Source organism: Salmonella sp. SG203 (assembly GCF_013350575.1).
GTDB classification, from domain to species: Bacteria; Pseudomonadota; Gammaproteobacteria; order Enterobacterales; family Enterobacteriaceae; genus Salmonella; species Salmonella enterica.
Map to the genome: position 1 here is coordinate 1 of NZ_SNMT01000138.1, position 204 is coordinate 204.

The following is a 204-nucleotide window of genomic DNA, read 5'->3' on the forward strand; positions in this document are numbered from 1 at the left end:
TTACCGACCCGGCGTTTTGATACCGGCGGCGGTCCGGCCCTTTCACGGCGCGTGGACGGAGCGGGACCGTCAAGAACCCGGATAACATAAATTTCATAGCGTCGTGCCTTATTGGGCAGGGTCTGGTGACGGCATTCACAGACCACCCGTGATGTTTTACTCCTCAGATAGGCAATCAGATAGCTGGCCCGTCTGGCCGGGATA

General features: G+C 57.8%; 1 protein-coding gene. It reads right to left on the reverse strand.

Annotated features, from left to right (window positions below):
• On the reverse strand, positions 1-204 hold a 204-nt coding region (locus tag HV477_RS28180; protein WP_175065771.1), incomplete at both ends, for a CaiF/GrlA family transcriptional regulator.